This window comes from Streptomyces mayonensis (assembly GCF_018982965.1).
GTDB lineage: Bacteria > Actinomycetota > Actinomycetes > Streptomycetales > Streptomycetaceae > Streptomyces > Streptomyces mayonensis.
On record NZ_JACBYP010000073.1, the window covers coordinates 15,997 to 42,628 of the forward strand.

Annotated in this window: 23 protein-coding genes; 18 read left to right on the forward strand and 5 right to left on the reverse strand. The window is 74.0% G+C overall.

Features of this window, described 5'->3' with window-relative positions:
* The first annotated feature begins 73 nt into the window (after window positions 1-73).
* The 7 genes from HZS56_RS24560 (at window position 74) to HZS56_RS24590 (ending at window position 8,592) form a co-directional block, all read left to right on the forward strand.
* A complete protein-coding gene (locus tag HZS56_RS24560) occupies window positions 74-2,464 on the forward strand; it encodes an ATP-binding cassette domain-containing protein (RefSeq protein ID WP_216722955.1) in 2,391 nt (796 codons plus the stop codon).
* Between the two features lie 62 nt (window positions 2,465-2,526).
* The gene (locus tag HZS56_RS24565; protein WP_216722956.1) at window positions 2,527-2,955 is read left to right on the forward strand and encodes a helix-turn-helix transcriptional regulator; all 429 of its coding nucleotides are present in this window, start codon (window positions 2,527-2,529) and stop codon (window positions 2,953-2,955) included.
* Window positions 2,956-2,960: 5 nt separating this feature from the next.
* Window positions 2,961-3,377, forward strand: coding sequence for a VOC family protein (locus HZS56_RS24570; RefSeq protein ID WP_216722957.1), 417 nt, complete (start codon window positions 2,961-2,963; stop codon window positions 3,375-3,377).
* Between the two features lie 340 nt (window positions 3,378-3,717).
* Window positions 3,718-4,512 carry an RNA polymerase sigma factor SigF gene (locus HZS56_RS24575; protein WP_216722958.1) on the forward strand — a complete coding sequence of 265 codons (795 nt, stop codon included), beginning with the start codon at window positions 3,718-3,720 and terminating at the stop codon, window positions 4,510-4,512.
* Between the two features lie 332 nt (window positions 4,513-4,844).
* A complete protein-coding gene (locus tag HZS56_RS24580; RefSeq protein WP_216722959.1) occupies window positions 4,845-5,819 on the forward strand; it encodes an MDR/zinc-dependent alcohol dehydrogenase-like family protein in 975 nt (324 codons plus the stop codon).
* 509 nt (window positions 5,820-6,328) lie between these two features.
* Entirely contained in the window at window positions 6,329-7,558 is a 1,230-nt protein-coding gene (locus HZS56_RS24585; RefSeq protein WP_216722976.1) for an aminotransferase class I/II-fold pyridoxal phosphate-dependent enzyme, read from the forward strand.
* Window positions 7,555-8,592 carry an MBL fold metallo-hydrolase gene (locus tag HZS56_RS24590; RefSeq protein WP_216722960.1) on the forward strand — a complete coding sequence of 346 codons (1,038 nt, stop codon included), beginning with the start codon at window positions 7,555-7,557 and terminating at the stop codon, window positions 8,590-8,592. Before HZS56_RS24585 ends, HZS56_RS24590 begins: the two co-directional genes overlap by 4 nt.
* Before the next feature lie 87 nt (window positions 8,593-8,679).
* Here HZS56_RS24590 and HZS56_RS24595 read toward each other — a convergent pair whose 3' ends face one another.
* Window positions 8,680-9,306 carry a DedA family protein gene (locus tag HZS56_RS24595; protein ID WP_216722961.1) on the reverse strand — a complete coding sequence of 209 codons (627 nt, stop codon included), beginning with the start codon at window positions 9,304-9,306 and terminating at the stop codon, window positions 8,680-8,682.
* Entirely contained in the window at window positions 9,303-10,076 is a 774-nt protein-coding gene (locus tag HZS56_RS24600) for an MBL fold metallo-hydrolase (RefSeq protein WP_216722962.1), read from the reverse strand. The genes HZS56_RS24595 and HZS56_RS24600 overlap by 4 nt, the downstream gene beginning before the upstream one ends.
* Before the next feature lie 93 nt (window positions 10,077-10,169).
* On the opposite strand from HZS56_RS24600, the gene HZS56_RS24605 reads away from it, so the two are divergent.
* The 5 genes from HZS56_RS24605 to HZS56_RS24625 all read left to right on the forward strand — a co-directional run bounded on the left by HZS56_RS24605 (window position 10,170) and on the right by HZS56_RS24625 (window position 16,716).
* On the forward strand, window positions 10,170-10,571 hold the full coding sequence (locus HZS56_RS24605; RefSeq protein WP_216722963.1) for a hypothetical protein: 402 nt from the start codon (window positions 10,170-10,172) through the stop codon (window positions 10,569-10,571).
* Window positions 10,572-10,948: 377 nt separating this feature from the next.
* Window positions 10,949-13,102, forward strand: a complete 2,154-nt coding sequence (locus tag HZS56_RS24610) for a phage holin family protein (protein ID WP_216722964.1) — start codon at window positions 10,949-10,951, stop codon at window positions 13,100-13,102.
* Between the two features lie 238 nt (window positions 13,103-13,340).
* The gene (locus HZS56_RS24615) at window positions 13,341-14,402 is read left to right on the forward strand and encodes an ATP-binding protein (protein WP_216722965.1); all 1,062 of its coding nucleotides are present in this window, start codon (window positions 13,341-13,343) and stop codon (window positions 14,400-14,402) included.
* Window positions 14,399-16,204, forward strand: coding sequence for a vWA domain-containing protein (locus HZS56_RS24620; protein ID WP_216722966.1), 1,806 nt, complete (start codon window positions 14,399-14,401; stop codon window positions 16,202-16,204). The genes HZS56_RS24615 and HZS56_RS24620 overlap by 4 nt, the downstream gene beginning before the upstream one ends.
* Before the next feature lie 86 nt (window positions 16,205-16,290).
* Window positions 16,291-16,716, forward strand: coding sequence for an OsmC family protein (locus HZS56_RS24625; RefSeq protein ID WP_216722967.1), 426 nt, complete (start codon window positions 16,291-16,293; stop codon window positions 16,714-16,716).
* 106 nt (window positions 16,717-16,822) lie between these two features.
* On the opposite strand, the gene narJ is transcribed toward HZS56_RS24625, so the two are convergent.
* On the reverse strand, window positions 16,823-17,317 hold the full coding sequence (gene narJ / locus HZS56_RS24630; RefSeq protein WP_216722968.1) for a nitrate reductase molybdenum cofactor assembly chaperone: 495 nt from the start codon (window positions 17,315-17,317) through the stop codon (window positions 16,823-16,825).
* Between the two features lie 407 nt (window positions 17,318-17,724).
* Window positions 17,725-18,588, reverse strand: coding sequence for a Sco1979 family transcriptional regulator (locus HZS56_RS24635; protein ID WP_216722969.1), 864 nt, complete (start codon window positions 18,586-18,588; stop codon window positions 17,725-17,727).
* A gap of 454 nt (window positions 18,589-19,042) precedes the next feature.
* Between HZS56_RS24635 and HZS56_RS24640 the strand changes: the two genes are divergently transcribed.
* Both HZS56_RS24640 and HZS56_RS24645 read left to right on the forward strand, forming a co-directional pair.
* On the forward strand, window positions 19,043-19,348 hold the full coding sequence (locus HZS56_RS24640) for a 4a-hydroxytetrahydrobiopterin dehydratase (RefSeq protein WP_216722970.1): 306 nt from the start codon (window positions 19,043-19,045) through the stop codon (window positions 19,346-19,348).
* A gap of 4 nt (window positions 19,349-19,352) precedes the next feature.
* On the forward strand, window positions 19,353-20,093 hold the full coding sequence (locus HZS56_RS24645; RefSeq protein WP_216722971.1) for a class I SAM-dependent methyltransferase: 741 nt from the start codon (window positions 19,353-19,355) through the stop codon (window positions 20,091-20,093).
* A 107-nt stretch (window positions 20,094-20,200) separates the two neighbouring features.
* Here the strand turns inward: HZS56_RS24645 and HZS56_RS24650 are convergent, their stop codons facing one another.
* Window positions 20,201-21,100 carry a LysR family transcriptional regulator gene (locus tag HZS56_RS24650; RefSeq protein ID WP_216722972.1) on the reverse strand — a complete coding sequence of 300 codons (900 nt, stop codon included), beginning with the start codon at window positions 21,098-21,100 and terminating at the stop codon, window positions 20,201-20,203.
* 266 nt (window positions 21,101-21,366) lie between these two features.
* Between HZS56_RS24650 and HZS56_RS24655 the strand changes: the two genes are divergently transcribed.
* The 4 genes from HZS56_RS24655 to HZS56_RS24670 are packed head-to-tail and all read left to right on the forward strand — an operon-like array spanning window position 21,367 to window position 26,513.
* Entirely contained in the window at window positions 21,367-22,839 is a 1,473-nt protein-coding gene (locus tag HZS56_RS24655; protein WP_216722973.1) for an NAD-dependent succinate-semialdehyde dehydrogenase, read from the forward strand.
* The gene (locus HZS56_RS24660; RefSeq protein ID WP_374201202.1) at window positions 22,836-24,302 is read left to right on the forward strand and encodes a class II fumarate hydratase; all 1,467 of its coding nucleotides are present in this window, start codon (window positions 22,836-22,838) and stop codon (window positions 24,300-24,302) included. The genes HZS56_RS24655 and HZS56_RS24660 overlap by 4 nt, the downstream gene beginning before the upstream one ends.
* A gap of 55 nt (window positions 24,303-24,357) precedes the next feature.
* Window positions 24,358-25,113 (forward strand): SDR family oxidoreductase, encoded by a 756-nt coding sequence (locus HZS56_RS24665; protein ID WP_216722974.1) that lies wholly within the window; start codon window positions 24,358-24,360, stop codon window positions 25,111-25,113.
* Window positions 25,114-25,136: 23 nt separating this feature from the next.
* Window positions 25,137-26,513, forward strand: coding sequence for an MFS transporter (locus HZS56_RS24670; RefSeq protein WP_216722975.1), 1,377 nt, complete (start codon window positions 25,137-25,139; stop codon window positions 26,511-26,513).
* The last annotated feature ends 119 nt before the right edge of the window (window positions 26,514-26,632 follow it).

Below are 26,632 nucleotides of genomic sequence, written 5' to 3' on the forward strand. Positions count from 1 at the left end.
CGCGACCGTCCCTCTAGCGTGTGACGACCGTGGGCATCACCCTTCACCCGAGCCCCCGACGGACGGAGAGACCATGAGCAGCGCCAAGAGGACCCGTACACAGGCGCCGGGGGCGCACACGGCCGACAGCCACGACCTGATCCGCGTGCACGGCGCCCGCGAGAACAACCTCAAGGACGTCAGCGTCGAGATCCCCAAACGCCGCCTGACGGTCTTCACCGGAGTCTCCGGATCCGGCAAGAGCAGCCTGGTGTTCAACACGATCGCCGCCGAGTCCCAGCGGCTGATCAACGAGACCTACAGTGCCTTCGTGCAGGGCTTCATGCCCACCCTGGCGCGGCCCGAGGTCGACGTCCTCGACGGCCTGACCACGGCGATCATCGTGGACCAGCAGCGGATGGGCGCCGACCCCCGCTCCACCGTCGGCACCGCCACCGACGTCAACGCGATGCTGCGCATCCTCTTCAGCCGGCTCGGCGACCCGCACATCGGCCCGCCCAGCGCGTACTCCTTCAACACCGCCTCCGTCCGGGCCAGCGGTGCGATCACCGTCGAACGCGGCAACAAGAAGGCGGTGAAGGCGACCTTCCAGCGCACCGGCGGCATGTGCACGCACTGCGAGGGCCGCGGCACCGTCTCCGACATCGACCTCGGCCAGCTGTACGACGACACCAAGTCGCTCGCCGAGGGTGCCTTCACCATCCCCGGCTGGAAGTCGGACAGCCAGTGGACCGTCCAGGTGTACGCCCAGTCCGGCTTCGTCGACCCCGACAAGCCGATCCGCGAGTACACCGAGAAGGAACTGCGCGACTTCCTGTACGGCGAGCCGGTCAAGGTCAAGGTCAACGGCGTCAACCTCACCTACGAAGGACTGATCCCGAAGATCCAGAAGTCGTTCCTGTCCAAGGACAAGGAAGCGATGCAGCCCCACATCAGGGCCTTCGTGGAGCGCGCCGTCACCTTCACCACCTGTCCCGAGTGCGACGGCACCCGCCTCAGCGAGGGCGCCCGGAATTCGCGGATCGGCAAGACCAGCATCGCCGACGCCTGCGCGATGGAGATCCGCGACCTGGCCGGGTGGGTCCGCGGTCTCGACGAGCCGTCGGTGGCGCCGCTGCTCACCGCCCTGCGCGACACTCTCGACTCCTTCGTGGAGATCGGCCTCGGCTACCTCTCGCTCGACCGTCCCGCGGGCACCCTGTCGGGCGGCGAGGCACAGCGCGTCAAGATGATCCGCCACCTCGGCTCCTCGCTCACCGACACCACGTACGTCTTCGACGAGCCCACCGTCGGGCTGCACCCCCACGACATCCAGCGGATGAACGACCTGCTGCTGCGCCTGCGGGACAAGGGCAACACCGTCCTCGTCGTCGAGCACAAGCCCGAGGCCATCGCGATCGCCGACCACGTCGTCGACCTCGGCCCCGGCGCCGGCACCAAGGGCGGCACCGTCTGCTTCGAGGGCACCGTCGGGGAACTGCGGGCCTCCGGCACCGTCACCGGCCGCCACCTCGACGACCGGGCCTCGCTCAAGGAGACGGTGCGGAAGGCCACCGGAGCCCTGGAGATCCGCGGCGCGCACACCCACAACCTGCGGGACGTCGACGTCGACGTCCCGCTCGGTGTGCTCTGCGTGGTCACCGGCGTGGCGGGCTCCGGCAAGAGCTCGCTGGTCCACGGCTCGCTCCCGGCCGGCGCCGACGTCGTATCGGTCGACCAGAGCCCCATCAAGGGCTCGCGCCGCAGCAACCCGGCGACCTACACCGGGCTGCTCGAACCCATCCGCAAGGCCTTCGCCAAGGCCAACGGCGTCAAGCCCGCCCTGTTCAGCGCCAACTCCGAGGGAGCCTGCCCCACCTGCAACGGGGCCGGTGTCATCTACACCGACCTCGCCATGATGGCCGGCGTCGCCGCGCCCTGCGAGGACTGCGAGGGGAAGCGGTTCCAGCCCGCGGTGCTCGAGTACCGGCTCGGCGGCCGGGACATCAGCGAGGTGCTCGCGATGTCGGTGGCCCGCGCGGAGGAGTTCTTCGGCGCGGGCGAGGCACGCATCCCCGCCGCGCACAAGATCCTCGACCGGCTCGCGGACGTCGGCCTCGGCTACCTCACCCTCGGCCAGCCCCTCACCACCCTCTCCGGCGGAGAGCGCCAGCGCCTCAAGCTGGCCACGCACATGGGGGACAAGGGCGGCGTGTACGTCCTCGACGAACCCACCACCGGCCTGCACCTCGCCGACGTCGAGCAGCTGCTCGGCCTCCTCGACCGGCTGGTCGACGCCGGCAAGTCGGTCGTCGTCGTCGAGCACCACCAGGCCGTCATGGCGCACGCCGACTGGATCATCGACCTCGGCCCCGGCGCCGGCCACGACGGCGGCCGCGTCGTCTTCCAGGGCACCCCCGCCGACCTCGTCGCCGACCGCTCCACCCTCACCGGGCAGCACCTCGCGGCGTACGTCGGCGCCTGAGCACGCACGCTTCCCACGGCGCCGCCCGCCCGCGGCGGCGGGCGCCGTGGGATCGTGGACCGGTGACGACACTCGAGGACCTGGCCCGGCTGCGCAGGGCCCGCGACCTGATGGACCGCGCGTACGCCGAACCGCTCGACGTCCCCGCGCTGGCGCGCGTCGCCCTCATGTCGGCGGGCCACTTCTCCCGCAGCTTCCGCGCCGCCTACGGCGAGACGCCGTACGGCTACCTGATGACGCGCCGGATCGAGCGGGCCAAGGCGCTGCTGCGGCGCGGCGACATGAGTGTCACCGAGGTCTGCTTCGCGGTCGGCTGTACGTCGCTGGGGTCGTTCAGCTCGCGCTTCACCGAACTGGTCGGCGAGAGCCCCAGCGCGTACCGCGAGCGCGACCACGCCGACGGCGCCGCCGTCCCGCCCTGCGTCGCCAAGGTCTACACCCGGCCGGTCAGGAACGGAGAAGCCGAGCGCGGGGTTCCGCCCGTAGGTTGACGTGCATGGACATCAACCTCTCGCAGTGTTTCATCGCCGTCGACGACCACGACAGGGCGATCGCCTTCTACCGCGACGTACTCGGCATGGAGGTCCGCAACGACGTCGGATTCGAAGGGATGCGCTGGGTGACCGTCGGCTCCCCGGCCCAGCCCGACGTGGACATCGTCCTCGAACCGCCGCTCGCCGACCCCAACGCCCCGGCCGCCGACCGGAAGGCCATGGCCGAACTCCTGGCCAAGGGCATGCTGCGCGGCGTCATCTTCACCACCGACGACGTCGACGCGACCTTCGAACGCATCCGCGCCGCCGGGGCCGAGGTCCTCCAGGAACCCGTCGACCAGCCCTACGGCGTCCGCGACTGCGCGTTCCGCGACCCGGCCGGCAACATGCTGCGGTTCAACCAGCCGCGCAAGGGCTGACCTGCGGCGGAGCCGGCAGGACGCGGCAGGACCGGTACCGGCGGCGCGTGCGGCGTATTCCGGGTGTTTGCCGTGGGCAGCAGGGGGCAGGCGCACACTCAGTGCTTCGGACAGGAGGCACGTCCGTGGGAGCGGCGCGACGCCGCCACGGATGAGTCCGTCCGGGCCCGGACGCCCTCCCACGGTGACCGCCCGAACCAAGGGCCGTGTCGTCGACCGGTGCCGCCCGCCTGCCGGGGGTTCTTCCGGACCCGCCCCGGCTCCGTGCGGGACGCTCCGAGCGGGCCGACGCCCGTCGCCGGCGACAGGGCCCCGCGCTCCGAGGGAGTTGCGACGCACCATGCCGATCCACGCCAGTGTGAAGCACCCGCACGACGACGCCCCCGACACCGCCGGCGCCTTCCGCCGGCTGGCCACCCTGACCGGCGGTCCCGAGCGCGACGCGGTCCGCGACGGGATCGTCGAGGCCTGGCTGCCCATGGCCGAGCGACTCGCCGGCCGGTTCCGCAGCCGCGGCGAGAGCTACGAGGACCTGCGCCAGGTCGCGGCCCTCGGCCTGGTCAAGGCCGTCGACCGCTACGACCCGGAACGCGGCAACGCCTTCGAGAGCTACGCCGTACCCACCATCACGGGCGAGATCAAGCGGCACTTCCGCGACCACATGTGGACCCTGCACGTGCCGCGCCGGGTCCAGGAACTGCGCAACCGGGTGCGCTTCGCCCGCCAGGAGCTGTCCCAGACCGTCCCGGGCCGCGGGCCCACCGTCGCCGAGATCGCCGGACACGCCGACCTCAGCGAGGCGGAGGTACGGGTCGGGCTCGAAGCCCTGGAGAGCTTCACCGCGCTGTCCCTGGACGCGGAACTCCCCGGCAGCGAGGACGGCTACTCGCTGAGCGACGCCCTCGGCGCCCCCGACCCGGCCCTCGACACCGTCGTCGACCGCGAGGCCGTCAAGGACCGCCTCGCCGAACTGCCCGACCGGGAGCGCGCCATCCTCTACATGCGCTTCTTCGACGACATGACCCAGAGCCGCATCGCCGACCGGCTCGGCATCTCCCAGATGCACGTCTCCCGCCTGATCAGCCGCTGCTGCGACCGGGTACGGGAACAGGTCCTCCGCGATCCGGGGGCGTGAGCGGCCGGGCCGGGGGCCCGGAACCAGGAGTGGCAGTCGGCCGGCCGGCCGACTCCCCTCACCGGCCGGCCGGGCGTGAAGGCCTGCAGCCGGTCGGCCGACTGGTGAGAGGAGTAGGAACGGCCGGGCGGTCGGGCAGGCGGTCGGGGCGTGGCCCGGAGAGCCTCCGTGCCGGGCAGGGGCCTCCGTGGCCGGTGGTCGGCTCACTCACTCGGCGGCCCGTTCGCGCGAACGGCGCACGGTGACGCGCGGGTCCGCGCCGGGCGGGCTGTGATGGCCGAGGGGGCGCGAGTGCCGTGCCCCCGCAGCCGTCGCTCGAAGGAGCCCGCCCCATGCGCCGCACCGCCAGTGCCCTGTCCGCCGCCGTACTGGCCAGTGCCGCCCTCGGTGCCCTCGCGGGGCCGGCCGCGGCCGATCCGGGTGTGCCGCCGCCCACCGACGCCGGGGAGCCCGTTGCCCCGCCGTCCGCCGACGACCCGCAAGCCGTGCCCCCGCCGCCGGCCGGAGATGCCTTGGCACAGGTCAGTCCGGCCGACGTCGCGCCGGGCGACACCGTCACCGTCTCGGTGTCGTGCGGCCCTACCGGCGGGGCCGCACCGGCGACCCTCGACGCCACCTCACCGGCCTTCGACGGGGGCACCGTCGCGTTGCGCAAGGTGACCGGCGACGACGCCACGGTGTCCGGGCCGTCCTACCGCGGCACCGCGCGCATAGCCGCCGCCGGGGAGCCCGAGGCCGACCGGAGCGCGCCGGACCTGCCCGACCCGCCGGACCCGGCCGACCCGGCGGCTCCTCCGGCGCCCGAGGACCCAGCCGCCCCGGAGGCCCCCGTGGCCCCGGACGACCTGGCCGTTCCCGAGAACCCGGAGGACCCCGGGAACGCCGGGAACGCCGCGGGCCGGTCGGGCACCGCGGACGACTGGACCGTGGACGGCGCCTGTCCGGACGCCTCCGGCGGCGAGGGCGACCCGTGGAGCGCGACCATGACGATGCCGGAGGAGGGCGGCGCCGAGCCCGGGTGCCGCGCATCCACCGCGCCGCGCACGGGAACCTCCTCGCACGGCACTCCCTGTGCCACCACCAAGCCGCCGTGCCCGGAACCCACCGCCGGCCGCGGGGAGCCCTCCGCACCGGGCAAGTCCTGCGGGGGCGGTACCGCGGAGCACGGGGTGCAGGCCGGCAACGGCGGCAGCTTCAGCGACTCGGTGCCCGCCCTGGTCGCCGGCGGCCTCCTGATCGCGGGTGCTTTCGGCGCGGCGGCGCACCGGCTGCGCCTGCGCCTGCGGGGCGAGGACGGCGAGCGCTGACCCGTCCGACCGCGCCGCGAACGGTGACGCGAGCCATGGCGGAGCGCCCCGGTGGGTACTGGGACCAACGACCGGTGACGGGCGCGACGAGCACACCGTCCGGTGACGGCAGGGCACGCGAGGGACACGGCACCACGGACGGCGGGGAGGCACGCATGCGGCACACGGACCGCGGAAGGAACCCCGCCACCGGCCCGTCCACCCCGCCGGAGGCCGCCACCGGCCCGGCCGACGATGCCGTACGGGACGACCCCGCACGGGACGATGCCGTACGGAAGGATCCCGCACGGAAGGATCCCGCGCGGAACGACCCCGAACCGCCCGGCCCCGCGCCGCACGGGCCCGTACCGCCGGGCTCCGCACCGCACGACCGCGCGCACCAGGCCCACGCGCCCCACGCTCCCGCGGGACACGACCCCCAAGCCCACGACCACCACCCCTCGGGCCACGGCCACCCTCCGGGCGACCACCACCCTTCGGGCCGCAGCCACTCCTCGGGCCACGACCCGGTGGGCCACGGTCCCGTGCGGTACGGTCCGCAGTCGCCCGGGGACGGGCTGCCGGTGCTGCCCGAGGCGGCCGCCGTACTCGCCGCCGCCGCGGGGCGCGGGGGCGAGGAGCCGGCCGGTGGTTCCCCCGCGCTGCTGGACGCCGCGAGCGGCTACTGGGACCGGCGGGGGCTGCCCACCGGGCCAGGACACCTCGCCGCCGCGCCCGGAGCCGCCGCCCTGCTGCTCGCGCTGACCGCCGCGCTGGGTGGCGACGTCCTGGTGCCGCGTCCCTGCGCCGCCTGGTGGGCGCCGTACGCACGGCTGCTCGGCAGGCCCGTCTTCCACGTCCCGACCCCGGCCGAGTCCGGCGGCGTGCCCGACCCGTACGCGCTGCTGGAGACCGTCCGCCGGATCCGCGCCGAGGGCGGTGACCCCCGGCTGCTCGTGCTGTCCGTCGCCGACGACCCGACCGGCACCGTCGCGCCGCCCGAGCTGCTGCACGAGACCGTCGAGGCCGCCGCCGGCGAGGGGCTGCACCTGGTGAGCGACGAGACCTGGCGCGACACCCTCCACGACCCGCACGCCACCGTGCTGCTCAGCCCCGCCGAGATGCTGCCCGAACGGGTCACCGTCGTCACCGACCTGGCCGGCGCCCTGCTGCCGCCGGGCTGGCCGGCCGCCGTCGCCCGCTTCCCCGCCTCCGCCGCCGGGGACGGCCTGCACGCGCGCGTGCTCGACGTGCTCACCGCGCTCGGCGCGCGCCTCGCCGCCCCGGTGGCCGCCGCGGCCGGGTACGCGCTGGGGGAGCCGGAGCCGGTCACCGCCCGCCGCTCGGCCGCCGTACGCCTGCACGCGCGCGTGGCCGCCGCCGCGCACGCCACCGTCGTCGCCGCCGGCGCCACCGCGCGGCCCCCGCAGGCGGGCCGGCATCTCTACGCCGACCTCGGCCCGCTGCGCGACGCCCTCGGCGCCGAGGGCGTCGGCGACGCACAGGAACTGGAGGACTTCCTCACCGCCAGGCTCGGCATGCCCGCCCCCGGCGGTCACCGCTTCGGCGACGACCTCTCCGCCCTGCGCGTCCGGCTCGCCACCGGCCCCCTGGTCGCCGCGTGCACCGGGGCGCCGGGCACGGAATGCCTCGCGGCCCCGGACCCGTTGGAACTGCCACAGGTGCACCGCGCGTTGACCGGCCTGAAATCGGTCTTCGACGGTCTCCGCGCCGCTCAGCGAGGGGAGCCCAGGCGATGACGCAGCGGCACCGGTCGACCACGGGCGTCCCGTCCGCCGGGGACACCGCCCCCGCCCCCGGGCACCCGCCGCTCGCCGCTCCCCGGCCGCCGGCGGAGCACCGGGTGTGGCCGCGGGCGTTCCACGACCGGCTGACCGCACCGCTGCCCGGCCTGAAGGCGTTCGCCAGATTCGCCCGCGAGGGCGCGACGAGACCCGGGCCCGCCGGGCTCGCCGACGTGTCCCGGCTGCCCTGCGCCCCCGGCCCGCTGCCCGACGCCGACGCGCGCACCGTCGCCGTCACCTGGGCCGGACACGCCAGCTGGGTGGTGCGGATCGGCGGCCTCACGGTACTCACCGACCCGGTCTGGTCCCGGCGGATCCTGGGCACCCCGGCCCGCATCACCCCCGTCGGCGTTCCCTGGAGCGAGCTGCCGCGCGTCGACGCCGTGGTCATCAGCCACAACCACTACGACCACCTGGACGCCCCCACGCTGCGCAGGCTCCCGCGCGACACCCCGGTCCTGGTGCCCGCGGGCCTCGGCCGCTGGTTCCACCGCCGCCGCTTCACACGCGTGACCGAGCTGGACTGGTGGGAGGCGACCGAGCTGGACGGGGTCCGGTTCGACTTCGTCCCGGCGCACCACTGGTCCAAGCGCACCCTCACCGACACCTGCCGCACCCTGTGGGGCGGCTGGGTGCTCACCGGCCCGGACGGCAAGCGCGTCTACTTCGCCGGGGACACCGGGTACGGCCACTGGTTCGGCCGCATCGGCCGCCGTTACCCCGGCATCGACCTGGCCCTGCTCCCCATCGGCGCCTACGATCCCCGCTGGTGGCTCAGCGACGTGCACTGCGACCCGGAGGAGGCGGTGCGCGCCGCCCAGGACGTCGGCGCCCGCCACATGGCGCCGATGCACTGGGGCACCTTCGTCCTGTCCGCGGAACCGGTACTGGAACCCCTCATCCGCGTACGCGCCGCCTGGCGGAACGCGGGCCTGCCCCGCGAGCGGCTGTGGGACCTGCCGGTCGGCGGCTCCCGGGTGCTGGAGTAGCGGCCCGCCCGTCCCGGGCGTACGCCCATGCCCTCTCTTCCTGCCCCGGCGTACGCCCATGCCCTCTCTTCCTGCCCCGGCGTACGCCTACGCCTTCTCCGGCCCCCTGATGCGTCGCCACACCCCCGGTGCCGCGCTGACCAGCACGGTCAGGGCGATCGCCGCGGCCACGCCCTCCCACGGCTCGTCGAACAGGGCGCCGCTGAGCACGCCGATCAGCTGGTACGTCGCCGCCCAGGCCAGGCAGGCCGGCAGGTTCCCGCGGGCGAAGCGGCGCAGCGGCCACTCGGCGAGCAGGCAGGCCAGCATCACCGGTATCCGCCCGGCCGGCACCAGACGGGAGAGCACCAGGACCGCGACGTCGTGCTCGGCGAGCTTGCCCTGCGCCTGCTCCAGGCGGTCCTCCGGCGCCCGGGACCGGATCGCCGCCAGCCAGCGCGACCCGTTCTTCGAGCCGACCCCGCGCCGGCCCAGCCAGTACAGCGCCATGTCCCCGCAGAACGCGGCCAGCGACGCCGTCGCGAACACCATCAGCATGGCGAACGGCAGCGTCTGGTGCATCGCCACCACGGCCGCCGAACTCACCAGCGCGCCCGTCGGCACCACCGGCACCAGCGCCCCGATCAGCACCAGCAGGAACAGCGACGGATAGCCGAACGCCTGCTGCGTCGGCTCCGTCGGTATGGTCACGGCCGCGTCCCCCAGCCAGCTCACCGCGCGACCTCCACCCGCACGCTCTCGCCGTGCCCCAACCGGTGCACCGCCACCCCCGGCGCACGCAGCGCGGACAGGCGCACGAACTCGTCGCCCGGCGTGTGGAACTCGTGGGGGCGCACGGCGTCCATCCCGATCGGCCAGTACGTGCCGTAGTGCACCGGTACCGCCGTGCGCGGCGCCAGCCGGGCCAGCGCCTCGGCCGCCCGCCCCGCGTCCAGGTGCTCCGACCCGAGGTAGGGGCCCCAGCCGCCGACCGGCAACAGCGCCGCGTCGACCGGCCCGACCTCCTCCGCCATGCCGTCGAACAGCCCGGTGTCCCCGGCGAAGTACGTCCGCGCCTCGCCCTCGACGACGTAGCCGAGCGCGGGGGCGCGGTGCCGGCCCACCGGCAGCCGCCGCCCGTCGTGCCGGGCGGACACCGCCCGTATACGCAGGTCACCGACGTCCGTCACCTCGCCCGCGGACACCTCGTGCACCTCCAGGTGCCCGAGCCGGCGCAGCCCCGGTACCGCACGGCGTGCGCCCCGGGGCACAAGCAGGCGCGTGCCCGGCGCGAGCCGCGCAAGGGACGGCACATGCAGATGGTCGGCGTGCAGGTGCGAGACCAGCGCCACGTCCGCGCGCCACGCCTCCGGCGGCGGCACCGCGCCACGCCTGCGACGCAGGTGGGCGAGCCTGCGGGCGAACAGGGGGTCGGTGAGCACGCGGACGTCCGAATCCTCGACCGTGCAGGTGGCGTGACCCCACCACGTGAGCTCCACCGGCACCTCTTTGCCTCCCTCGCGCGACTCCCCGAAGCCTACGTCCAGGAGTAGGGTCGGCGGCGAAAACGGGAGGTGACGGGAGGTGAGGGGGACACCATGGGGCCGCTGCGGGTGACGGCGATCGCGAGTCTGACGCCACTGGAACAGCTGGACGACGACCCCTTCCTGGTCGACTCCCGCAGCCAGCACGCCATGTGCGCCCGCTGGGCGGCGGAGCACGGCTACGTCGTCGCCAGGGAACTGCTGGTCAGCGGAGTACGGGCCGACCACGACGCGCTGTGGGACGGAGTGCGCCCCGGCCGGGACGTGTTCGTCGCACCCAGCCGCCGGGTGCTGGAGAGCGCGCTGTCCTCGGTCGACGCCTTCACCGCGGAATGCGCGCGGCGCGGGGTCCGCGTCGAGATCGCCGGCCACGCGGAACCGTCCTACGACGCCCGGATGAAGGCCTGCGTCCACCGCAGACTCTCGATGCCGACCGCCGGCTACGACGGCCGCTGACCACCCGCGACGGCCCGTCACCGACCGGGTGACCGCCGGGTGACCGCCGGCGGCCGGAGGACCACCAGGGTCCCGGCCGGAGTGCCGAAGACCACACGGCCCCAGCCGAAGAGCCGAAGACCGGCACGGCAGGGCCGAAGACCCGCACGGCAGGGCCGAAGACCGGCACGGCAGGGCCGAAGACCGGCACGGCCGCCGGGAGCAAATGGACAAGGGGAGGGGGAACAGGAGGCGGCGGCCCCGGCCGCAGCACCACGACGGCGCGCGCCCGTCACCGGGCGGGGGTGTGAACCGGACCCGGGGGGACAAACAGGTGCTCCCGAGCGTTGTGGCAGGGTGGGGAAGGCCCGCACGGACGACGGGCCGGGACGTGAGGTGTGCGGAGCGTGGGTGGAGGCCGCTGGCGCCGGGTCGCCAGTCAGATCGGGCGGAGCGTCACGGTGTGGGCCGTGTCGACCCTCACCATGCTGGTGCTCGCCGGCATCCTGCCGGACTTCCGGCTCCAGTCGCCCGACGGCGACAGCGCCACCGACATCGCCATGACCGCCGCGATCGGCGCCGGAGCCTTCGGGCTCCTCTCCGCCCTGGTCTGGCCGGTCCTGGTCCGCCTGCTGCTCCTGGTGCCGGCCCTCGTCCTCGGTCTGCTGGTCTTCTTCCTCAACGGCGGACTGCTGCTCCTGGCGATCGACGTGAACCCGGCCGGGCGCGGCGGTGTCGCGCCCGAGACGGCGGTCGTGGTGGCCGCCGTCATGTCCGCCGTGGCCTCCGCCACCGGTGGTGCCCTGGCCGTGCGCGACGACGACGCCTACCGGCGCCGCCTCTACCGCCTCGCCGACCGCCGCCGCAGATCCGACCCGCCCTGCCCGGCGGGCCCCGGCACCGTCTTCCTGCAGCTGGACGGCGTCGGCCACGACGTCCTGCGCGACGCCGTCGACGCGGGCGTCATGCCCACCGTCGCCCGCTGGCTCGGCCGCGACGGCACCTCCGCGACCCACCGGCTCGACCTGTGGCGCACCGACTGGTCCAGCCAGACCGGCGCCAGCCAGCTCGGCATCCTGCACGGCAGCAACCACGACGTCCCCGCCTTCCGGTGGTACGAGAAGGACACCGGCGAGGTCATGGTCTGCAACCGCCCGACCAGCGCCGCCGAACTCCAGCACCGCGCCGTCCGGCACACCGGCGACGGCGGACTGCTCAGCCTCGACGGCGCCAGCCGAGGCAACCTGTTCGGCGGCGGCGCCGACGAACAGGCCCTCGTGCTGTCCATAGCCACCCGCCGCCGCAGCCGCGAGACCCGCTCCAGATCGGGCTACTTCGCCTACTTCTCCGACCCGGCCAACGCCGTGCGCACCGCGATGTCCTTCGCCGCCGAGGTCTGCCGGGAGATCGGCCAGTCCACCCGGGCCCGCGTGCACAAGGTCCGCCCGCGCGTCTCCCGCGGCGGCCTCTACCCCTTCGTCCGCGCCTTCGCGACCGTCGTCGAACGTGACGTCGTCGTCGCCGCGGTGATGGGCGACATGCTCGCCGGCCGCACCGCCGTCTACGCCGACCTGGTCGCCTACGACGAGGTCGCGCACCACTCCGGGCCGGGCGGCCGGGACGCCGCGAAGGTCCTCGGCCGGCTCGACCGGTCCCTCGCCCTGATCGAGAAGGTCGCCGAGCACGCCCCCCGCCCGTACCGGATCGTCGTCCTCTCCGACCACGGCCAGAGCCCCGGCGAGACCTTCCGCGCCCGCTACGGCCTGACCCTCGGCGACCTGGTGCGGGCCGGCTGCGGACTGCCGGTGCCGCGGCGCGCCCGGCGCACCCGCAGCGGCGCCGAGGCACGCAACATGGCGCGGGCCGCCCTGCACCGTCCCGTCGAGGAGGGCGCCGAGCAGCAGCGGCCCGCCGACACCCCCACGGGGCGCCGCCGCTCCGAACCGATCGTGCTGGCCTCCGGCAACCTCGGCCTGGTCTCCTTCCCGGACGTCCCGCACCGGATGAGCCGCGAGGAGATCGACGCCCGCCACCCCGCCCTGCTGCCGACCCTCGCCAACCACCCCGGCATCGGCTTCCTGCTGGTGCGCAGCGAGGAACACGGCGGGGTCGTGCTCGGCGCGCGCGGCGCCGAGGTACCCCTGGAGCGGCTCGACGAGGACCCGGGGCCGCTCGCCGCCTTCGGTCCGGGCGCCGCCGACGCCGTACGCCGCACGCACTCCTTCCCGCACACCGCCGACATCATGGTCAACTCCTTCCACGACCCGGCCGACGGCGAGGTCCTCGCCTTCGAGGAGCAGATCGGCTCCCACGGCGGCCTCGGCGGCGCCCAGTCGCGCGCCTTCCTGCTGTCGCCGACCGTACTGTCCGCGCCGGCCGGCCAGGGCGAGGAGATCGTCGGCGCCGAGCAGGTCCACCGGGTGCTCCGCCACTGGCTGCGCGAGTCGAACGGCCCGCAGGTGCCGGTGGACGCGGACGATCGACGGCCGGACGTCGTCGAGGGCGCACCCTTCCCCGTCGCGGACGGGTTCGTGCAGGACAAGAGCGCCTGATCCCGAACGGTGCACGACCGTCACCGGCCCCCTGCCGCGCCGCGCGGGCGTGCTCGACCGGTGTGCCGGTCCTGCCGGCCTTCCCCGTCCTGGCCCGGGGGACGGCGGCCCGCAGTCGCCGTGCGGGGGCGCCGTGCGGAGCCGCCCGCACCGTAATTCGGCTGCGCCGGGCCCGCGGGGATGCCCACACTGGGGGCGGTCGCGCCCCCATCCTCCCCCGCCGTCAAGGAGTCCCTGCGTGCAGGCAGCCGTCACCGTCACCCCCGCCCGCCTCCCGGAGCTGCTGCTCGGCCTCGCCACCGTGCGGCCGGTCTTCCTGTGGGGCGCACCCGGCATCGGCAAATCCTCCCTGGTGCGGGGCTTCGCCGACTCCCTGGGCCTGGAGTGCGTGAGCCTGCTCGGCACCCAGCTCGCGCCGGAGGACCTGATCGGCGTACCGCAGATCCGGGACGGCCGGTCGGTGTTCTGCCCGCCCGAGTCCATCGCCCGCGACGAGCCGTACTGCCTCTTCCTGGACGAGCTGAACGCGGCCACCCCGGACGTGCAGAAGGCGTTCTACTCGCTCATCCTCGACCGCCGCATCGGCAGCTACGAACTCCCCAAGGGCTCCATCGTCATCGGCGCCGGGAACCGCGCCACCGACAACGCGCTCGCCCGCCCCATCGCCTCCGCGCTGGTCAACCGCCTCACCCACGTCCACCTGGACGCCTCCGCCACGGACTGGCTGGTGTGGGCCGGCGAGCACGGCATCCACCCCTGGATCACCGACCACCTCACCGACCGCCCCGACCACCTGTGGTCCAAGCCGCCCAAGACCGAGGAGCCGTTCTCCACCCCGCGCTCCTGGCACATGCTCTCCGACGCCCTGCACTCCTTCGGCCAGGACCTCGACGAGGAGACCCTGAAGGTCCTCGCCCACGGCACGCTCACCCCGGCCCACGCGACCGCCTTCTGCGGCTACGTCAAGATCGTCCGCAGCCGCTTCGGCATCGGGGCGATCCTCAAGGGCGAGGCCCGCTGGCCCCACCGCCTCCAGGACCGCGACCTGCTCTACTACCTCGCCGAGTCCTTCCGCGGCCGGCTGGTCAAGGAACTGCCCGCCGACAAGGAGCACATGTCGGCGCACGGCCGCGAGACCGCCTACCGCGCCAAGTCGCTGCTCGTGCAGCTGGCGGAGATCTCCGTCGAGGTCGCCCAGGGCGTCATCGCCTCCGACCCCGACGGCAACCCGGTCCTGCCCGCCTGGTTCCTGGTCGAGGCCGCCCGCGACATGCCCCGGCTGGTGGAGGCCCGCCGATGAGCCGTGCCCGCGGGCAGAAGCAGCGCAAGAAGAAGGACCCGGCCGCCGAGGCCTGTGCCGAGGGCGTGCGGCTGGCCCGGTCCAACCCGGCACTCGCGGCCATGGAGGCCGAACTGTGCCGCCACGAGGAGTGCGCGGTCGCGCCCCGGCACGGACTCGTCCGCGTCGACTCCGACGGCCGGATCCATCTGCACCCCACCCGGCACGCCGCGCCCGCCGAGTGGGCCTGGGCCATCGCCCACGCCCTGATCCACCTCGGCTTCGGCCACGTGCCCGCCGCCACCGGTGAGCGCGTCCAGCCCGACCGCTACGACCTCGCCGCCCGCTGCGCCGTCGTCAACCGCTTCCTGCAGACCTTCCCGGTCGGCCGCACCCCCGACGACCTGCCCGCGACCTACCCCGACGGCGACGAGGAGCACATCGCCGCCGCCTGGCGCCGCGCCGGCGGCGTCCCGGCCGCCCACGAGCACTGCGGCACCGCCGGCCACGAACCCGACCTGCTGCTCATGCCGTGGGACAGGTGGAACGGACAGGCCCCCGACTGGCAGCTGGCCTTCGCCCACGCCCTGACCCGCACCATGTCCACCGCCCTCGACCTCGCGGGCGGCCGGCGCGACGACATGCGCGGCGGCCCCACCCGCCTGCAGCCCTGGCAGCAGGCCCTGAGCTGGTTCGTCTCCTCCTACCCCCTGCTCGGCGGCATCGCCGCCGGCATCACCCTCGTCGCCGACGCCGAACTCGCCCGCGCCCACGGCATCTCCGTCGCCGCGGTCAATCCCGAGGCGGGGGAGATCTACGTCAACCCCCTGCGCCGGTACGAAGACGAGGAGTGGCGCTTCGTCCTCGCCCACGAGATGCTGCACGCCGCCCTGCGCCACGGCGACCGCTGCGGCACCCGCGACCCGTACCTGTTCAACGTCGCCTGCGACTACGTCATCAACGGCTGGCTCGTCGAGATGCAGGTCGGCACCATGCCCGAGGGCCTCCTGCACGACCCGGCACTGGCCGGGCTGTCCGCCGAGGAGGTCTACGACCGCATCGCCGGCGACCTGCGCCGCATGCGCCGACTGTCCACGCCGCGCGGCAAGGGGGTCGGCGACGTCCTCGGCGCCCCGCTCGGCGCGCCCCGCGACTGCGTCGACCTGGACGGCTTCTACCGCCGGGGCCTGACCCAGGGCCTCGACCTGCACCAGCAGCAGGGCTGCGGCTTCCTGCCCGGCGGCCTGGTCCAGGAGATCCGCACCCTCAGCCACCCGCCGCTGCCCTGGGACGCCCGCCTCGCCCGGTGGTTCGACGAGTACGTGCCCCGCCCCGAGCCCGTCCGGTCCTACGCCCGCCCCTCGCGGCGCCAGGCCGCCACCCCCGGCATCCCGCGCGCCGGACGGTACTTCCCGCCCGAGGAGATCGCCCGCTGCACCTTCGGCGTCGTCCTGGACACCTCGGGATCCATGGACCGCACCCTGCTCGGCAAGGCGCTCGGCGCCATCGCCTCCTACGCCGAGGCCCGCGACGTGCCCGCCGCACGCGTCGTGTTCTGCGACGCGGCCCCGCACGACGCCGGCTACCTGCCCGTCACCGAGATCGCCGGACGGGTGCGCGTGCACGGCCGCGGCGGCACCGTCCTCCAGCCCGGCGTGGACCTGCTGCTGCGCGCCGACGACTTCCCGCCCGCCGCGCCGGTGCTCGTCATCACCGACGGATGGTGCGACGTCCTGCGGGTGCGGCGCGAGCACGCCTACCTGATTCCGCGGGGCGCGCGGCTGCCGTTCACCGCCCGGGGGCCGGTCTTCCGGGTGAGCTGAGCCGGAGTGTGATCGGATGGGGGGCGGGGACCCGGGAACGGGCCTCCACCGCCCCAGTACAGCAAGCGAATTCGAGAGGACCCGCCGTGGCAACCACGCGCTCCGCACACACCGTCTGGGAAGGCAACCTGACCGAGGGCAACGGTGTCGTCACCTTCGACTCGTCCGGCATCGGCGAGCAGCCGGTGTCGTGGCCGTCGCGCGCCGAGAAGGCGAACGGCAGGACCAGCCCCGAAGAGCTGATCGCCGCCGCCCACTCCAGCTGCTTCTCCATGGCGCTGTCGAACGGCCTGACCGGCGCCGGCAACCCGCCCACCAAGCTCACCACCTCCGCCGACGTCACCTTCCAGCCCGGCGAGGGCATCACGGGCATCCACCTCACCGTGGAGGGCACCGTCCCCGGTCTCACCGAGGACGCGTTCGTCGCCGCCGCCGAGGACGCCAAGAAGAACTGCCCGGTCAGCCAGGCCCTGACCGGCACGACGATCACCCTGTCGGCCAAGCTGGCCTAGGGGGACAAGGCGCTGGGAGCCCGCTCCCAGCGCCGCCGGTCCTCGCGGCCCCGGCTGCCCGGGGTCGCGCGACCGGTGGGCGTGGGGCGCCTGAGCAGGAAGACGTTCAGGCGCGGGCTCCGGCGGGCGGGGGCGGCAGCGTCGCGCAGACCGCCCCCAGGACGCACGCGTAGGGCGTGCCGAACGCGGTGAGCCGGGAGCGCAGCTGCTCCAGGGCGTCGCGGTGCTCGGTGAGCACGGCCGTGTCCCCGGTGCGGGAGGCGAACTCCAGTACCGCGGGCAGGAAGTCCGGCAGCTCCTCGCCGGTGAACTCCAGGCCGTGGGCGCGGTACAGCTCCTTGAAGCGGACCAGGGACATCCCGCGCTCGCGGGTGTCGCCGCCGGTCCACCGGCTCAGGTACAGGCTGTGCCGGTCCCTGGACTCGAAGACCTCCATGTAGTGCGCCTGGAGTTCACCCTGCCCGGTCGCCGCCGCGTGGTCGGTGAAAGCGCGCAGTTGCGGCGCCGCCTCGCGCAGCAGCGGCAGCCGGGTGCGGAAGTCGTCGTCGGGATACGTCAGACAGAGCGCCGCCGCCTGGTACAGCACCTCGAAGCCGGGCATCGGATCAGAGCTCCCTCTCGTCGTCCGCGGTCTGCCGCCGGCGCAGGACGGGGACGTTCTCCACCCGCGTCAGCGGCAGCCGCCTGCGTCCCGGGTCCTGACCGGCCGACGGCCCGTCGCCGCCCCTGCCGGCGGTCCCGGTGGCAGGCGTCCGCCTCCCCGCCGCCGACCGGTCCGGGGCCGTGCACGCCGGGAGCGGCGGAACCCGGCCGGAAGAACCGCGCCGCGCACGGCTCGGTGGGCGGTGTCCGCGTGTCGGTCACGTGCGCTCCCTTGCTCGCCCTGGTTCCCGAACCTAGGGGCGGGCGCGCGAGCGCACCCGTTCGCGACGCCCGTACGGGTCAGGAGGTGGCGAAACGGCGTCCGCGTCGGGCCCCGGCACGCACTCCGCCGGCCCGCCGCCCGCCTCAGAAGTTCTCGCGGTACTCGCGCAGGATCTTCTCGGTGCGGTGGGTCGAGGCGGCGCGTGCCGTCATGTGGTCCAGGACCTCCAGGTGCGCGGAGACCTCCGCCCGGGAGTCCAGGTACAGGGCACCGGTCAGGTACTCGGTGAACACCATGTCGGGCAACTCCGGCTCCGCGAACCGGAACAGGGAGAACGGCGCGTACGTCCCGGGGTGCGGCCCGTCCTCGAACTCGGCCACCTGCAGGGTCACCCGGTCCCGTGCCGTGAACTCCAGCAGCTTGTCCAGCTGTTCGCGCATCACCCGGCCGTGGATGCTCACCGGGCGCCGCAGCACCGTCTCGTCCATCACCACCCACAGGTGGGGCGGGTCCGGGCGGTCCAGCAGCCGCTGCCGCTCCATCCGCAGCGACACGTGCCGCTCCACCGCCTCGCCGCCCGCGTTGCCGATCGTCCCGGCCTCCAGGACCGAGCGTGCGTAGTCCTCGGTCTGCAGCAGCCCCGGCACGAAGTGCGGCTCGTAGGAGCGGACGATGCGCGCGGCACCCTCCAGGCTCACGTACATGCTGAACCAGTCAGGCAGCACGTCGTGGTACCGCTGCCACCAGCCCGGCTGGTTCGCCTCCTCGGCGAGCGCGACGAAGGAGGCGACCTCGTCCGAGGCGACGCCGTACGCCGTCAGCAGTATCTGGACGTACGGTATTTTCAGGGCGACCTCGGCCATCTCCATGCGCCGCACGGTCGCCGGGGCCACCCGGAGCACCTTGGCGGCCTCCTCGCGTCTGAGGCCCACCCTCTCCCGCAGTTCCTGCAGCCGTCTGCCGAGGACCACCTGGCCCACGGTGGGTGCGGCCCGCCGCTCACTCACGCCACGCCTCCCCAACGTGCCCAAGGTTCACCGCAGTCTGCCATGCATCCCGCCCGGTCTCACAAGGGTGTTCGTGGATCTTTCTATTCCGGGCGGAGCCCTGCTCGGGGCAGAGAGCACAGGGAGAGCGGAGGTGGCCGGCCGGTACCGCGATCCCCCGGCCCGCCGTCGTTCGTGCCGGGCCCGCAGCAACGGGCCCGCGCCACGGCCGGTGGGAGGCGGTGCCGGAGGCGGGTACGGTCATGATCCCGAACGGTAGCCGAAGCCGGGCCGGGCCGGGCGACCGGACCCCGCGGGCGCGGTTCCGGCGGCCGTGCTGTGGCAGGCTGGAAAGACCCGCCCGAAACGCCGGACCTGCCGCACCCGCCGAATCCGCACCCGCCGAATCCGCCGCACCCGCTGAACCCGCCGCACCGCCCATTCGGGGGCGGGCCGTCCGAGAGGAGCGCCGCCCATGCCCGTCGCACCGCTGTCCGCGCAGGAGATCGAGGAGCGGCTGGCCGGACTGCCCGGCTGGTCCCTCGACGCCGGCCGTCTCACCCGCTCCTACCGGCTCGGCTCGCACTTCGCGGCGACCGCGATGGTCGTCCACGTCGCCCAGGTGCAGGAGGAACTGGACCACCACTCCGACCTGACCCTCGGGTTCAACACCGTCTCCCTCGCCGTGCACACCCACAGCGCGGGCGGCGCCGTCACCGAGAAGGACGTCGAGCTCGCCCGCAGGGTGGAGGACCTGGCCCCCGGCCACGGGGCACACTGACGATGTGCTCGACTACGACAAGGAAGCCGAACGCTACGACGCGTCGCGCGGCGGCGAGCCCCGGGCGGCGGCCGCCGCGGAGGCCGTACTGGGCCTGGTGCCGCGGCAGGCCCGCAGGCTGCTCGACGTCGCCTGCGGCACCGGCATCGTCACCCGCCGGGTGGCGGCCGCACGCGACGGCCTGAGGATCACCGGCGTCGACCTCGCCCCCGCCATGGCCCGCCGGGCCGCCGCCCGGCTGCCCGGCGCCGTCGTGCTCGCCGACAGCCGCCGACTGCCCTTCCGGGACGGGCAGTTCGACGCCGTCACCAGCGTGTGGCTCCTGCACCTGGCAGGCGGCGGCGAGAACGTGCGGGCGATCGTCGCCGAGTGCGCCCGCGTACTGCGGCCCGGCGGGGTGTACGTGACGACGGTCGACAAGGGTGCCTCGCACAACGTCGGCAGCGACATCGACGCCGTCCTCGCCTCCCGCCCGCCCAGTACCGCCCACGACGCCGCCGACCACGTCGAGTCCCACGCCCGCGCGCACGGCCTGCGCCCGGCCGGGCGGGCCCGCTTCACCGGCCACGGTCAGGGCCGCAGCCCCCGGCGTACCGTCGCCGACCTGCGGCGCGGCTGGTTCGTCACGCTGCCGCCGGGCGAACCGCTCGCGGCGGACTTCGCCGCGCGGCTCGCGTCCCTGCCCGACCAGGACCGGCCCCGCCCCGACCCGGTGTTCTCCCTGCGGGCGTTCGTGAAGCCGTAGACCGCGGGCGGCAGCCGCGGACGGGCAGCCCGCTGAGGGCCGACGCGCGGCCGGCGCGTCCATCGCGGCAGCGCCTTCTTGCCCGGCCGGCCGCGCGGGCCGCACGGTCAGCCGTGTTGCGAGGCCCATCGCCGGAAGCCCTCCGCGGCCGGTTCCAGGGGACGCCGGGTCGAGACGAGCAACCCGATGTGGCGGTAGCGGCGCGGCAGGATCGGCACCTCGACGGAGCCCGCCAGCGGGCCGCCGTGCCGGGCGGGCAGGACCGTGACACCGGCCCCCGTGGTCGCCATCCCCCGCACCGTCTCGACCTCCTCGGTCTCGAACCCGTACCGGGGCCGTACCCCGGCGGTCGCGAACATCTCGTCGACCCGGCGGCGCAGCGCGATCCCCGCCGACAGCCCCACCAGGGTCTCGTCGCGGCAGTCCTGCAGGCGGACCGACGCACGACGCGCCAGCCGGTGATCGGCCGGAGCGACGAGGACGAAGGGCTCCCTGAAGAGCTCGGTGGCGACGACATCGACGTCGGTGGCGCGCACCGAGGTCATGGCGACGTCGACCGTGCCGTCGTGCAGCTTCTCGATCAGTTCCTCGTGCGAGGCCTGCACCAGCGCCAGGCGGACGCGCGGGCGCGCCACACGGTAACCGCGCAGGAGTTCGGGAGCCCTGCTCGCCCCCATGGTGCGCAGGAAGCCGAAGACCACATGTCCCTGACCCGGGTCGGCCGCCTCGTGGGCGCGCGCGACACCCACCGCCAGGGAGGTCTGCGCCGGTGCCACCGCCTCGGCCAGCGCGGCGCCGGCCCGGGTCAGCTCGACCCTGCGGCCGGTCCGACGGGTGAGTTCGACACCGACGGTCCGGCTCAGTGCCGTCAGCCAGCGCGTCGCCGTGGGCTGGGGCACGCCGACCGCCTCCGCCGCCGCGCTCAGATGGCCCTGTTCCCGCATCGCGAGCAGCAGCATCAGCCGCGGCATCAGGTCGGCCGCAATGGTGGTCGAGGGTGACGGCATTGGCGCATGGTAATGGGGTGGCACGGGTCACACCACATATCGGGACGTCGAGGGAAGCGGACGGATGTTCCGGGCGCCTCGCGGCAGTCGGCCAGAAATGGATGGGTGACCGCCGGATCTGCATAGGACCAGGCTGTGACCCACGGCACAGGAGGGCCGGTCCACGAGTGCCCCCGCTGTCGCATCGTCGCACGTGACAGCGGCATTCCGGGGGTGCACAGTGACGCACGTCGAAGCGCATGGGGCGAGAGTGAGGACCTCGGACGATGAGCGGCACGGTGACCGAAAACGGCGTACTCGGTGGTATCGAAAAGGGGCTGTGGATCGCGGGACGCTTCCGCGCGGCAGCCGGCAAACGGACCTTTGCGGTGGAGAATCCGGCGACCGGCACCCCGCTGTGCGAGGTCGCCGACGGCTCCAGCGAGGACGCCCTGGACGCCCTCGACGCGGCGTCGGCAGCGCAGAGGTCCTGGGCCGCGACGGCACCGCGCGAGCGGAGCGAGATCCTGCGACGTGCCTACGAACTCCTCGTCGCGCGGACCGAGGAGATCGCCCTGCTGATCACGCTGGAGATGGGCAAGTCACTGGCCGAGTCCCGGGCGGAGGTCGCCTACGGGGCCGAGTTCTTCCGCTGGTTCTCCGAGGAGGCCGTCCGCATCCGGGGTGACTGGACCGTCGAGCCGGGAGGCTCGGGGAGGGTCGTCCTGATGCGCCAGCCGGTGGGCCCGAGCCTGCTGATCACGCCGTGGAACGTCCCCCTGGCCATGCCCACCCGCAAGATCGGTCCGGCGCTCGCGGCGGGCTGCACCGTGATCCTCAAGCCGGCCGAGCAGACGCCGCTCACCGCGCTGCTGCTCGCCTCCGTACTGGCCGAGGCCGGACTGCCCGACGGCGTCCTCAACGTCGTCCCCACCTCGATGCCCGAAGCGGTCGCCGAACCCCTGATCCACGACGGCCGGCTGCGCAAGCTGTCCTTCACGGGGTCCACGGAGGTCGGGCGGAAGCTGATCGCGAGTTCGGCGCACAAGGTGCTGCGCACCTCGATGGAACTCGGCGGCAACGCCCCGTTCGTCGTGTGCGCGGACGCCGACGTCGACGCGGCCGTGGACGGAGCGATGATCGCCAAGATGCGCAACATCGGCGAGGCCTGCATCGCGGCCAACCGGTTCTACGTGCACACGGACGTCGCCGAGGAGTTCACCGGCGGGCTCACGGCCAGGATGAGCACCCTCCGGGTCGGCCCGGGCGACGGCGACGGAACGGACGTGGGCCCGCTGATCGACGCCACCCAGCGCGACAAGGTCGCCGGACTCGTCGACGACGCGGTGGCGCGCGGTGCCGCCGTACGCCTCGGAGGAACGGTGCCGTCCCGGCCGGGCTACTTCTACCCGCCGACGGTGCTGACCGACGTCCCGGCCGCCGCGCGCCTGACGAAGGAGGAGATCTTCGGGCCGGTCGCGGCGATCCAGACCTTCACCGACGAGGAGGACGTGCTCCGCGCGGCGAACGACACCGACTCCGGACTGGTCGGCTACGTCTACAGCCGTGATGTCGAGCGGGCGATCCACCTCGTCGAGGGCCTGGAGACCGGGATGGTGGGCCTCAACCGCGGACTCGTGTCCAACGCCGCCGCCCCCTTCGGCGGCATGAAGCAGTCCGGCCTGGGCCGGGAGGGCGGCACGGTCGGGATCGACGAGTACCTGGAAGTCAAGTACGTGGCTGTGGGCGTCGGGCGATGAGTACCGACCGGACGGCTCCCGCCACCGCCGAACCGGACCCGGCGCACCTGCCGGGACACCGGCAGGAGGTCGACTTCGGCGGCCCGGTGACCGTGCCCGACGAGGCCCTGTGGGGAGCGCAGACGCAACGCGCGATCCAGACGTTCACCATCAGCGACCTGCGGCTGCCGCGCCGCTACATCGGTGGCCTCGGAGCCCTGAAACGGGCCGCGGCCCGCGTCAACACCGACCTCGGACTCCTCGACCCGGCGCTCGGCAGGGCCGTCGTGGCCGCGGCGGGCGAGGTCGCCGACGGACTCCTCGACGCGCACTTCGACGTCGACGTGTTCCAGACCGGCAGCGGCACGAACACCAACATGAACGCCAACGAGGTGATCGCGAACCGGGCGAACCAGATGCTCGGCATGCCCCTGGGGACCAAGCACCCCGTTCATCCCAACGACCACGTGAATCTCGGGCAGTCCTCCAACGACGTCACGCCCACGGTCGTGCACCTCGCGGCCCAGACGGAGATCGAGCACCGGCTGGTGCCGGCGTTCGCGCATCTCGCCGAGGCGCTGCGCGGGCTCGCCGAGCGCACCGACGACGTCGTCAAGACCGGCCGCACCCATCTGCAGGACGCGGTCCCGATCCGGCTCGGGCAGGAGTTCTGGGGCCACGCCGGCCAGATCGAACGCAGCGTCGAGCGGTTCCGGGCCGCCCAGAGCGGCCTCGCCGAGGTGGCACTCGGCGGGACCGCGGTCGGTACCGGCCTCAACACCCACCCCGAGTTCGCGGGCCGCGTCGTCACGGCCCTGGCCGACGAGTTCCGGGTGGAACTGCGCGAGACCGAGAACCACTTCCAGGCCCAGAACAGCCTCGACGCGGTGGTGTTCGCCTCGGGCGCGCTGCGCACGGCCGCGGCGAGTCTCCTCAAGATCGCCGACGACGTGCGCTGGATGAGCAGCGGACCGCGCACCGGGCTGGGCGAGATCGAGGTGCCCCACCTGTCGATGGCGTCCTCCATCATGCCCGGCAAGACCAACCCGGTCGTCGCGGAGGCGGTGTGCCAGGTGGCGGCCAAGGTGATGGGCAACGACGCGACCATCGCCCTGGCCGGCGGCCGCGGCAACTTCGAGATCACGGTCATGACCCCGGTCGTCGCCTACAGCCTGTCGGAGTCCATCGAGCTCCTGGCCGGCGCCGCCACCGTCTTCGCCGACCACTGCATCGCGGGGATCCGGGCGACCGCCGCCGGACCGGCCGCGGTCGAACGCAGCCTCATGACGGCCACCGCCCTCTCCCCGCGGATCGGGTACGACAAGGCGGCCGCCGTCGCCGCCGAGGCCCGCACCAGCGGGCGCACCGTCCGCGAGGTCGCCCGTGAGCGCACCGACCTGGCGGAGGAGGAACTCACCGAGCTGCTCGATCCGCGGCGGATGACCGGACCGGGCCGCAGGGAGCAGGAGCGGCGGGCCCCGTGACGAGCCCCTCTCGCACAGCCCGGCAGCCGGAGAACCGAACCCCACAGGAGCAGCCATGGAGCTCTCGTTCAAGGACAAGACCGTCGTCGTGACCGGCGCCGCCGGAGGCTTCGGCTCCTCCATCGCGCGGACGTTCGCCGCGGCGGGCGCACACCTCGTGGTCTCCGACATCGACACCGACGGGGCCGGGAAACTGGCCGCCGCACTGCCGTCGGCGATCGCCGTCACCACCGACGTGACCGACCCGGACGCCGTACGCGACCTCGTGGACGCCGCCGAGCTGGCGTACGGAGGGATCGACGTCATGGTCAACAACGCGGGCGTGCCCCACCGCAAGGGCGCCCTCGTGGACCTCGACGTCGGCACGGTCGACTGGCAGCTCGCCGTCAACATCCGCAGCGTCTTCCTGGGCTGCAAGTACGCCGTGCCCGCGCTCCGCCGACGCGGCGGCGGAGTGATCGTCAACATCGCCTCCGTCGCGGCGAAACGCCCCCGTCCCGGGCTGACCGTCTACAACGCCACGAAGGGCGCGGTCATCACCATGACCCGCGGCCTGGCGGGCGAGGTCGCCCCCGACATCCGGGTCAACGCCGTCAACCCGGTGGTCTCCGAGACCGGCTTCGTCAAGAGCCTCACCGGCTCCGACGTCCTTCCCGGCGACCTCCGCAAGGACTGGGTCTCCGGCATTCCGATGGCTCGCACCGCGTCGCCGCAGGACGTCGCCAACAGCACCCTCTACCTGGCCTCCGACCAGGCGGGCTTCCTCACCGGAGTCTGTCTGGACGTCGACGGTGGCCGAAGCATCCAGTAGCCCGAATCCCATGGGAGCCAGGAATGTCAACGACGCGTTCCGCCTCATCCGTCCCGAGCAGGCCCACGCCGATGAAGGTCGCGGTGGCGAGCTTCATCGGAACCACCATCGAGTGGTACGACTATCTGGTCTTCGGACTGGCCACCGTCCTGGTGTTCAATCCGCTCTTCTTCCCCACCCTCGACCCGCTGGCCGGCACCCTCGCCGGATTCGCGACACTCGCGGTGGCCTTCCTCGCACGCCCCCTGGGCGGTCTGGTCTTCGGACACTTCGGTGACCGGATCGGCCGCAAGAAGATGCTCGTCCTGTCGGTGGTCATGATGGGGCTCGGCACCTTCGCCGTCGGACTGCTGCCGACCTACGAGGTCATAGGCATCTGGGCCCCCGTCCTGCTGGTCGCGCTGCGCTTCGTCCAGGGCTTCGCCGTGGGCGGCGAGTGGGGCGGCGCGGTCGTGATGAGCATGGAGCACGCACCGGAGAACCGCCGGACCTTCTACGCCAGCTTCTCCCAGTGCGGAGTGCCGGCCGGCACGTTCCTGTCCACCGGCGCCTTCTTCCTGGTGACCACCCTGCTGCCCGAGGACCAGCTCCTCAGCTGGGGCTGGCGCCTGCCCTTCCTGTCCTCGGCGATCCTGATCGTCGTCGGGCTCTACATCCGCCTGCGGGTGACGGAGTCCCCCGCGTTCCTGGACGTGCAAAAGCGCGGCGACGTCATCAGGGTGCCGGCCAAGGAGCTCTTCGTCAGACACAAGAAGGCGCTGCTCATCGGCATGCTCTGCATGTTCTCCGCCAACACCGTCTTCTACCTGGCCAGTACCTTCTTCGTGAGCTACGGCCAGACCGACCTGAAGCTGAGCCGCCCCCTGGTCCTGACGGCCCTGATGACCGCCTCCGCCCTCGAGGTGGTGACACTGCCGCTGTTCTCGGTGGTTGCCGACCGGACGGGCGCGAAGAAGTTCCTCGTCACCGGCTGCGCGGCCCTCGTCGTCGGAGCCTTCCCCGTCTTCCTCCTCTTCGACACCGGCACCGCGGTGGGCGCGTTCGCGGCCTTCCTGCTCGCCCTGCCCGTCCTGCACGCCCTGGTGTACGGGCCGGTCGCGGGCTTCATCGCCCAGCTGTTCCCCTCGCGGGTGCGCTACACGGGTTCGTCGGTGGCCTACCACCTGGGCGGCGCCGTGACGGCGGCTCCCGTCCCGATCGTCGCGACCCTGCTGCTGGAGAAGTTCGGCTCCTCCTGGGCGATCGGCGTCTACGTCATCGTGGCAGCCCTCGTCTGCGCCCTGGTGATCTCGTGGGCGCCGGGTCCCGCACGCCGGCCGGCCGTCCCCGCCGGCCCCGGCGAGCCGGGCAGGCCCGGCCACGCCCCCGACGCGGGGACCGCGGTGAGCGGCCTGGGCTGACGAAACGCGGGTGACGGCCGGCCGCAGCAGACCGGCCGTCACCCGGCCGACCCGCCCCCCGCGGGCGGGCCCCCCCCCCCCCCCCCCCGGCCCCCCCCCGGGGCCGGGGCCGGGGGCGC